Below are 7,874 nucleotides of genomic sequence, written 5' to 3'. Positions count from 1 at the left end.
CGAAGCGGCTGCCCGCGATCTCGAAGCGCGAAATGCAGAAGGCCATGATCGAGCCCAGCACCAGCGCCCCCACCAGCCCGCCGAACCCCACCACCAGCGTATTGAGGAAGGCACGCTGGAAGCGCGGCTCGGAAACGAAGCGCAGGTAATTGTCGATCGTGGGATTGCCCACGGAATCGAAAAAGCTCGACAGCAGCACCGTGCCGACCGGAATAAACAGCAGGGCCAGCAGGATGAGCCAGGTGAGGATCATCACCACGGTCCAGAAATCGAAGCGCCGGGCCATGGTTCAGCCCTCCAGCGGAAGGCGCTTGCCGTCGGCGTCGAACGCCATCAGCGCGGCCCGCTCGACCAGCACGGTCACCGCCTCGCCCGGCTGGCGCGCGGCTTCGGTGCCCGGATTGGCGATCTGCACCACCACCAGCCCGGCATCGGTCTCCACCTGCACATGGGCCTCGCGGCCCAGATAGGTGTATTTGCCGATGCGGCCGGGCAGGGCGGCAATGCCCGCGCCGCCCTTTTCGCCAGCAACGCCAAGCGCCAGCCGCTCGGGGCGGACGGTCCAATGGGCGGCGCTGGGCTGGGAGAGGCCCAGGCCGGAGAGCAGGGCGTTGAGGCCCGCGCCCTCGGGAAGGGTGTTCAGCGTGCCGACGAAATTGGCGACGAACAGCGTCTGCGGATTGCCGTAGATCTGCTGCGGCGTGCCGATCTGCTCGATATGGCCCGCGCTCATCACGCAGATACGGTCGGAAATGGCCAGCGCCTCTTCCTGGTCGTGGGTGACGTAGATGGTGGCGATGTCGACGCGCTTCTGGATGTCGCGGATTTCCTCGCGCAATTCGATTCGCAGCTTGGCGTCGAGATTGGAGAGCGGCTCATCCATGAGCAGCAGGCGCGGATTGATCACCATGGCGCGAGCGAGGCCGATGCGCTGCTGCTGGCCGCCCGACATGGCGGCGGGCAGGCGCTCGGCCAGCGCCGACAGATGCACCGCGCTCAGCGCCTCGGCGACGCGGGTCTTGACCTCGCCGGCCGGAACCTTGCGCGGCTTGAGCCCGAAAGCGACGTTGTCGAAGACGCTCAGATGCGGAAACACCGCATAATCCTGGAACACCATGCCGATATCGCGCTTGTGCGGCGGGATGGAGCGCAGGTTCTGCCCGTCCAGCGTGATGCTGCCCGAGGTGAGGTCGTTGAACCCGGCAATGGCGCGCAGCAGCGTGGTCTTGCCGCAGCCCGAAGGGCCCAGCAGCGTGAAGAACTCGCCCCGCTCGACCGAAATCGAAACCCCACCCAATGCCTGGAAGGTGCTGAACTCCTTCACCCCATCCGCAACGGTTAGATATGCCATGCACGCCCTCCCAGGCCGCTCCGCCCAAATTCAAGATAAGAGTAAACACGATTTTCGTCTTGCAACAAGTTTCTCGTCGTTTCATGATCGAATTTGGTCAGGATTGATCAAGAGACAACAGGAGGAACCTATGCGTGTTGCAAAACGAACATTCTTGGCTCTGGCGGGGGCGCTGGCCTTCACCACGGCCCTGAGCCCTGCACTGATGGCCCAGGAAGGGTCGGTGGTGATCTACACCGCCCACAAATCGTCCATCGTCGACCGGCTGCTGCCGGTGTTCGAAGCCGAAACCGGCCTCAAGGCCGAAGTCGTCCAGCTCGGCTCAGGCGACGTGGCCCGCCGGGCCAAGGCGGAAGCCGCCGCGCCGGCCGCCGACGTCATCTGGTCGATCTCGGGCAGCCAGCTCACCGAGCTGTCCAGCCTGCTCGAGCCCTATACGCCCGCCGATTTCGACAAGGTCGACCCGCAGTTCATCGATAACTCGGCCTGGACCCCCTATACGGCGGTGGTCTACGTGCTGGCGGTCAATACCGACATGCTCTCGCTCGAAGACGCGCCCAAGAGCTGGACCGAGCTGGCCGATCCCAAGTGGCAGGGCCAGATCGCTTCCGCCCGCGCCGACAATTCCGGCTCGGCCATGCAGCAGCTCCAGGCCGTGCTGACCATTTTTGGCGACAAGGGCTGGGACACCTATGCCGAAATCGCCAAGAACTTCGTGCTTACCGACTCCTCGGGCGCCGTGCCGCGCTTCGTGGCTGACGGCGAAGCCTCGATGGGCCTGACGCTGGAAGACAATGCGCTCGAATATGTGCATGGCGGCGCGCCCATGGGCGTGGTGCTGCTCTCGGACGGCACCGTTGCGACGCCGGACGGCGTGGCCCTGGTGCGGGGCGGCCCGAACCCGGACAATGGCAAGATCTTCATCGATTGGGCCCTGTCCAAGTCGACCCAGGAACTGCTCGCCAACGAAATCGGCCGCCGTTCGGTGCGGACCGACGTGGCACCGCCTCCGGGTACGCCCAATCTGAGCGATGCCAATGTCGTCAAGCCCAAGCCGCTGATCGATTTCGGCGGGGCCGAAGGCGTGCTTGCCCTCTGGCGTGTGGCCATCGGCGAATAAGCCGCTCGCGGCCAGGTATGACGACGGGATCGGACCGAATGAAGCAGATGGAAGCCTTTTCGCTGGGTAAGAAATTCAGCGCTCCGGAGGCCAATGAGGACAGTCTCGTTGTCATGCCCAACAGGGGTTACGCCGTCATCGACGGCGTAACCGACCGCAATGGCACGCGCTATGGCAACATGCTTTCGGGCCAGTTCGCCTCGCGCACCGTGCAGGCCGCGGTCGAGAAATTCCTGCTCGCCCAGGGCGATCCGGCCCTGCCGGAGCTGCAATTTGCCGGCGGGCAGCATTTTGCCGAATATCTGGGCGTCGCCATCCATGCCGGCTATGTGGCCCATGGCGCGCTCGACGCCGTCACCGCCGACTGGAAACTGCGCGGCGGCTGTACGGTGATGGCCGCGCTGATTCTGGGCGACCGGCTGGAAGTGGTGGCCGTGGGCGACAGCGGGTTGCGCATCAATGGCGCCGATGTCCTTCAGGTGCTCAAGCCGCTGGACGATGTGACCGCCATCCTGCGGCGGGAAACCTGGCGTTATTTCGAGGCGCTGGGGCGCGACACCGCCGATTGCGACCGGCTTTCGGGCATGGTCACCTGGCAGGGGACACGCCACCAGCCGGCCGGCGGGGAAACTGCCGATCCCGCGATCATGGCGGAGCTGGAGCGGCGTTCGCTGGCGGCCTGCCAGGCGCATCTGCCCGATGTGCCGGCCGCCGAGATCGAGACCCTGATCCGAGGCGGCATCTGCTACGCGCAGGGCGATTTCCAGAATGTCACCGGCCCGGTGCTCGGCTATGGCGGTCTGGATGGCTTTCCGGTACCGTCGCGCTTCGTGGAAACGCGCAGCTACAGCCTCGCCGATATCGACACCATCGAGCTTTTCTCCGACGGCTATTTCAGGCTGGGCGAAGGCTTTGGCGTCGCGTCCTGGGAAGAAGCCTTCCGCGCCGTGGAAGCGGAGGATCCGCACAAGATCGGCCGTTATATGAGCACCAAGGGCACCACCGGGCTCGCGCTGACCGACGACCGCACCTATCTGGGCGTGCGCCTGAAATGAGCGGGCAGGGCCGGCTGGAAGAGCGCGCCGCGCCCGAGGAGGCCGGCATGGCCGGCAATCTCAACCAGCGCCAGGCCGCCATTCTGGAGGCGGTACGCGCCAATGGCGCCGCCTCCGTATCCGAGCTGGCCGGGCAGTTTTCCGTCACCACCCAGACCATCCGCCGCGACCTCAGGGTGCTGGAAAAGCGCAACCTGCTGGTCAAGGGCTTTGGCGGCGCCTTCGCCGCGCCGGGGGTGGCCCGCTACACCTTCAGCGAGCGCCACGCCACCGAAGCCGAGATCAAGCGCCAGCTCATGGGGGCGCTGAGGCCGTTCCTTTTCAGCGGCGCGACCATCTTCGTGGGCCTGGGCACCACGTTTCATGCCTTGCATTCCGTCATAGCCGAACTGCCGGGCGTGCTGATCGCCACCCCCAACCTGGAAGTGGTCTATTCCTGCGCGCTCAATACCGACGCCACCGTCTATGTCTATGGCGGCTATGTGCGCAACAAGGACACGTCCATCCTGACCCTGGGCGCGGCGAACCAGCAGAAATTCAAGTTCGACGTGGCGCTGATCGGCGCCAGCGCCATCGACCGCGATGGTTCCGTGCTCGAATTCGACCCCATGGAAGTGGCGTTGACACGGGAAATCCTGCCCCAGGCCCGGCAGGTCATCCTAGTGGCCCATGAAGGCAAGTTCGACCGCCGCGCCCCCCATATCGTGACCCATCTCGACCAGGTCGACGTGCTCATCACCAACGGCAGCCCCGCCGCCCATTTCGATGACCCCGGCGTGCTCAAGGGCCTCAGGCTGGTAACGGTCTGACCGCCGCCGCCAACGGCAAGCGGCATCGTTTTTATTCGAAAATCACCTCGGTCGGCATCGGCGAGAAATGCACGCGGCGCGGATCGACGCCGCGGGCGAACAGGCGCATGCGGTTGAGGGCATAGCAATCCCTGTGCACCCCGCCGGCGCGAAGCGGAGCCTTGAGGGAAACCGTGGGCATTTCGCTGGGGAAAGTGGCTGCGGGCATGGGGATTTCATGCATGGTGAAGGTGGCCGACAGCACCGTCCGGCTGGCCAGATTGCGGATCGTCACGCCGAAGGGCCGGCTGTCGTCGCGGCAAGTCAGCGGATCGGCGGTGATGGTGGCCACGACGCGGAGCTTCTCGCGCTTGATGGCAAGCTCGCGCTGATATTGAGCGTGCCAGAAGCCGATGGCGCCCAAAGCCAGGGCAAAGGCGATGCGGCCCCAGCCCTTGGCCCCCGGCCCCGCCATCGCTGCGGATCAATAGCCGGTATTGGGCATCATGGCGCCGCCGCCATTCATGCCCGGCATCATCATGCCGCCGCCACCCATGTTGGGCGCCATGGCGCCGCCCGGATTTTGCGGCATCATGCCGCCTCCGGCGGGCATGGTGGGCAGGCCGGCATAGGACCAGGCTTCGAGCCCGCCGCGATACCAGAGCACGTTGCGATAGCCCAGATTGGCAGCGCGCAAGGCAGCGTTATAGGACATCCAGCACTGGGTGGAGGCGCAATAAAAGATCAGCGTCGCGTCCTGCCTACCGCCGGTGACCTGTTGCAGGAACTGGCCGAACCCCTGCTGGGTCTGGTCCTGGAAAGAGCCGGGCTGGGCGGCGTTGACCGCCATGATCGCTCCGGGCAGGGTCTGGTCGCCCCCCAGCACGTCGAACAGCAGATAAGGCTGCTGGTTGCCCATCACCAGCTGGAACAGCTCGGCCGTGGTGGTGACGCGCGCGCCCGGAATGGAGTTGGGCGTGGGACCATGCATGGCCCCGTCATGCAATTGCTGGGTCGGCTGAATGCCATAATCCTGCAATTCCAGCTGCGCCATCTGCTGCAATTGCTGCATCATCATGTCGGTCTGGTTCGGCTGCTGCTGCGGCTGCTGGAAGCTCGGTTGGGGTTGAGGCTGCTGGAAGCTCGGCTGCGGCTGTTGAAAACTGGGCTGAGGTTGCTGGAAGCTCGGCTGCTGCTGGAAGTTCGGCGACGGCTGCTGCTGGAAATTCGGGTTCTGCGTGTTGAACCCATTATTGCTGGGCATCTGGTTGAAGCCGTCCTGCCCCAGGGCCGGCAGGGAGGCCAGCAGGGTCACGGTCATGGCGATGGAAACAGCCTTTTTCACGATGCGGTCCTCTTCCTGGGTCAGGGGGCGGCCTGCAATTGCCGGCCGTCCATGTTGAAAACGGAGTTGGGATTGAAGTTGGAGTCGTTGGTCAGGAAATAGCTGCCATCGGCCAGTTGCCAGGCGTTCTGGTAGTTATAATCGAGCTGCACCGGCTGGCCCGAGCTGTTGAGGTAGGTTTCGACGCCGCGCACCGATTCCATATATTCGCGGTTGCTGCGCTCGTTCACCGCCATGCTCTCATTGTAGCCGGTGGCAATCATGCCGGCGATTTCGGCATTGGTCTGGCGGCGGATATCGGCACGCTCGGCGGCGCCCTTGGCATTCTGCGCGTCGATGGTGGCGCGATGCTTCATGATGAAATCGGACCATTCGGCGGTGGGAATGAAGGATTTGCGGATCGCTTCACTGGCCACGAGATCGAGCTGCCCGGCCGGAGCCCAGGTAACGAAGCTCGATTCGCTGCCCCCGGTATGGAAAGTCTGCGCCGGCGGGGGCGGGGGCAGTTGCAGGCCGGGAAATTGCGACATGTCGATTTGCAGCCCCGTCGCCGAAGGGTCGAGCCGAGATTCGCTGAAAAAGCCGCTGGTCAGGATGGCGCCGCGCATTTCCTGCCCATTGGGCGCAGAAAAGGCGAACATGGCCTCGCCGGCATCGAGCCAGGCGCGCATGGAAATGCCGGGATAGTTCAGTCCCAGTCCCGGTAATTCCGAGGGGACCGCCTGTCCGCCCACGAGATCGGGGCGAGGCCGGAAATCGATCATGCGCGCGCCCGGCCAGATGGCCTGCGCTTCATAGTTGAGCAGGTCCCGCAACGAGGCGATGGGCTGCTGGCGGCAATTGCTGTATTCGCCCCGGCCCCAGTTGAGGGCGGGCAGCAAGGCGACGCCGAGCCAGCCTCCATCGGGCGAATTGGCCTGCCAGTCGATATTGTAGCCATAGGGCGCGCAGGGATCGCCCCAGGTGAGCCCGCCCTGGCTCTGCCAGCCGGCGGGAATGAAGCCGCGCAGCGCCGCCATGTCGGAATGCATCAGCGTGACGGGGGCCACACGCAATCCGCCCTGCTGGGCCATCGAAGGCTGGACGCAAAGCGCGGCCAGAAGCCCCCAGAGCGCAGTTCGTCGAAAAAGACCCATTGGAAGCTCCCTCCCCAAGGGCATTTCGTGCCGGCAGAACCCTATGATTCTCCCGCCCGCTCTGGCAACCCCGATTCAGGGGATGAGCCCGTCCCCGGAACGCGGTTCAATTGAATTGTGCAAAAAGAAACGCTCCCGCCGTCAATATCGGCGCGCCGGCGGAGGAGAAGACATGGCCAACGAGACCGGATCCATCCTGGCACAATTGCTCCGGACCACGCTTTTGGTCGGTCTTTTGGGCATCGGGCTCTATCTGGCCCTGGCGGTCTTCAGTCGGAATGTTCCGGCTGTGCATTTGTGGCTGGCGCTGTTGCTTGGCGCCGCCGCGGCAATGCTGTTCGGAGCCGATCTCCGCCGCGCCCTGCGAACCGGCAGGATGGCGCTGCGGGGCGGCGAGATCAGCGCCGGCAGCAATCCTATCCAGTTCGGCCTGATGCTTGCCCTGTGGCTGGCTGCCACCCTGGCCTTGCTGGCTTTGCTGATCTGGGTCGGATGCGGCCTGGTCGCGGGCTGAAACCGCCCCGCCGCCAGGCGGAGGCGGCGCCTTCAGCCGGATCTTTTCCGCAGGGCGGCGAGGGCAGGGCGCAAATGGCCGCCATGGTCGGCCAGCAGCCGGTCGGCATCCTCGGGGCTCCCGGCGCCGGCGGCAAGCAGGATGGCGCGCTTGACCGCGCCCCCGGCCAGTTCCAGCGCGGCGGTGGCGCCGGCCTCGGAAACGCCGGTGACGGCCATGACGATGCGCCGCGCCCGGCCGCGCAGCTTCATGTTGTCGGCAACCACGTTCACCATGAACCCGTCATGCACATGGCCCAGATGCACAGCCATCTGGGTGGAGAGCATGTTGAGCGCGATCTTTTGCGCCGTCCCCGCGCCCATGCGGGTCGAGCCGGCAATGACTTCGGGGGGCGTTGGCAGGCAGATGGCGACATCGACGCGCGAAAACAGCGGCACGCCGCGATTATTGCTGATCCCGATGGTGCTGGCGCCCGCCGCGCGCGCCGCTTCGGCCGCCGCCATGGGATAGGGGGTGGAGCCGCTGGCCGTTATGGCGATGTGGCAATCGTCGGGTCCAAGGGCGA

At 65.2% G+C, this 7,874-nt stretch carries 9 protein-coding genes and 1 pseudogene; 4 read left to right on the top strand and 6 right to left on the bottom strand.

The window, feature by feature from the left end; translation table 11 throughout:
• Together VDP82_RS10900 and VDP82_RS10895 are read right to left on the bottom strand one after the other, a co-directional pair.
• A pseudogene (locus VDP82_RS10900) lies at positions 1-286 on the bottom strand (iron ABC transporter permease); the annotation flags it as partial.
• Positions 287-289: 3 nt separating this feature from the next.
• Positions 290-1,351, bottom strand: a complete 1,062-nt coding sequence (locus tag VDP82_RS10895) for an ABC transporter ATP-binding protein (RefSeq protein WP_323014873.1) — start codon at positions 1,349-1,351, stop codon at positions 290-292.
• A gap of 130 nt (positions 1,352-1,481) precedes the next feature.
• Here VDP82_RS10895 and VDP82_RS10890 point away from each other — a divergent pair, with 130 nt between their 5' ends.
• The 3 genes from VDP82_RS10890 to VDP82_RS10880 are packed head-to-tail and all read left to right on the top strand — an operon-like array spanning position 1,482 to position 4,335.
• Entirely contained in the window at positions 1,482-2,471 is a 990-nt protein-coding gene (locus VDP82_RS10890) for an extracellular solute-binding protein (protein ID WP_323014872.1), read from the top strand.
• A 38-nt stretch (positions 2,472-2,509) separates the two neighbouring features.
• Entirely contained in the window at positions 2,510-3,526 is a 1,017-nt protein-coding gene (locus tag VDP82_RS10885; RefSeq protein WP_323014871.1) for a hypothetical protein, read from the top strand.
• On the top strand, positions 3,523-4,335 hold the full coding sequence (locus VDP82_RS10880) for a DeoR/GlpR family DNA-binding transcription regulator (RefSeq protein ID WP_323014870.1): 813 nt from the start codon (positions 3,523-3,525) through the stop codon (positions 4,333-4,335). The genes VDP82_RS10885 and VDP82_RS10880 overlap by 4 nt, the downstream gene beginning before the upstream one ends.
• Positions 4,336-4,366: 31 nt before the next feature.
• Here the strand turns inward: VDP82_RS10880 and VDP82_RS10875 are convergent, their stop codons facing one another.
• Genes VDP82_RS10875 through VDP82_RS10865 form a run of 3 tightly spaced genes read right to left on the bottom strand, consistent with a single transcriptional unit; the run spans position 4,367 to position 6,795 of the window.
• The gene (locus VDP82_RS10875; RefSeq protein WP_323014869.1) at positions 4,367-4,789 is read right to left on the bottom strand and encodes a hypothetical protein; all 423 of its coding nucleotides are present in this window, start codon (positions 4,787-4,789) and stop codon (positions 4,367-4,369) included.
• A gap of 9 nt (positions 4,790-4,798) precedes the next feature.
• The gene (locus VDP82_RS10870) at positions 4,799-5,659 is read right to left on the bottom strand and encodes a rhodanese-like domain-containing protein (RefSeq protein ID WP_323014868.1); all 861 of its coding nucleotides are present in this window, start codon (positions 5,657-5,659) and stop codon (positions 4,799-4,801) included.
• 20 nt (positions 5,660-5,679) lie between these two features.
• A complete protein-coding gene (locus tag VDP82_RS10865) occupies positions 5,680-6,795 on the bottom strand; it encodes a hypothetical protein (RefSeq protein ID WP_323014867.1) in 1,116 nt (371 codons plus the stop codon).
• A gap of 172 nt (positions 6,796-6,967) precedes the next feature.
• On the opposite strand from VDP82_RS10865, the gene VDP82_RS10860 reads away from it, so the two are divergent.
• The gene (locus VDP82_RS10860; protein WP_323014866.1) at positions 6,968-7,309 is read left to right on the top strand and encodes a hypothetical protein; all 342 of its coding nucleotides are present in this window, start codon (positions 6,968-6,970) and stop codon (positions 7,307-7,309) included.
• 32 nt (positions 7,310-7,341) lie between these two features.
• Here VDP82_RS10860 and VDP82_RS10855 read toward each other — a convergent pair.
• Positions 7,342-7,874 (bottom strand): N-acetylmuramic acid 6-phosphate etherase (locus VDP82_RS10855; protein ID WP_323014865.1); only part of this gene is annotated, 533 nt, incomplete at its 5' end.

Source organism: Devosia sp., assembly GCF_034675085.1.
In the GTDB taxonomy this organism is placed as follows: domain Bacteria; phylum Pseudomonadota; class Alphaproteobacteria; order Rhizobiales; family Devosiaceae; genus Devosia.
This window is presented reverse-complemented; position numbering and strand designations above follow the sequence as displayed.

What these genes read in the sequence shown, in the direction of transcription:
- VDP82_RS10895 (WP_323014873.1), bottom strand. Translation starts at nt 1,351, where the DNA reads ATGGCATATCTAACCGTTGCGGATGGGGTGAAGGAGTTCAGCACCTTC.
- VDP82_RS10860 (WP_323014866.1), top strand. Translation starts at nt 6,968, where the DNA reads ATGGCCAACGAGACCGGATCCATCCTGGCACAATTGCTCCGGACCACG.
- VDP82_RS10890 (WP_323014872.1), top strand. Translation starts at nt 1,482, where the DNA reads ATGCGTGTTGCAAAACGAACATTCTTGGCTCTGGCGGGGGCGCTGGCC.
- VDP82_RS10865 (WP_323014867.1), bottom strand. Translation starts at nt 6,795, where the DNA reads ATGGGTCTTTTTCGACGAACTGCGCTCTGGGGGCTTCTGGCCGCGCTT.
- VDP82_RS10885 (WP_323014871.1), top strand. Translation starts at nt 2,510, where the DNA reads ATGAAGCAGATGGAAGCCTTTTCGCTGGGTAAGAAATTCAGCGCTCCG.
- VDP82_RS10875 (WP_323014869.1), bottom strand. Translation starts at nt 4,789, where the DNA reads ATGGCGGGGCCGGGGGCCAAGGGCTGGGGCCGCATCGCCTTTGCCCTG.
- VDP82_RS10880 (WP_323014870.1), top strand. Translation starts at nt 3,523, where the DNA reads ATGAGCGGGCAGGGCCGGCTGGAAGAGCGCGCCGCGCCCGAGGAGGCC.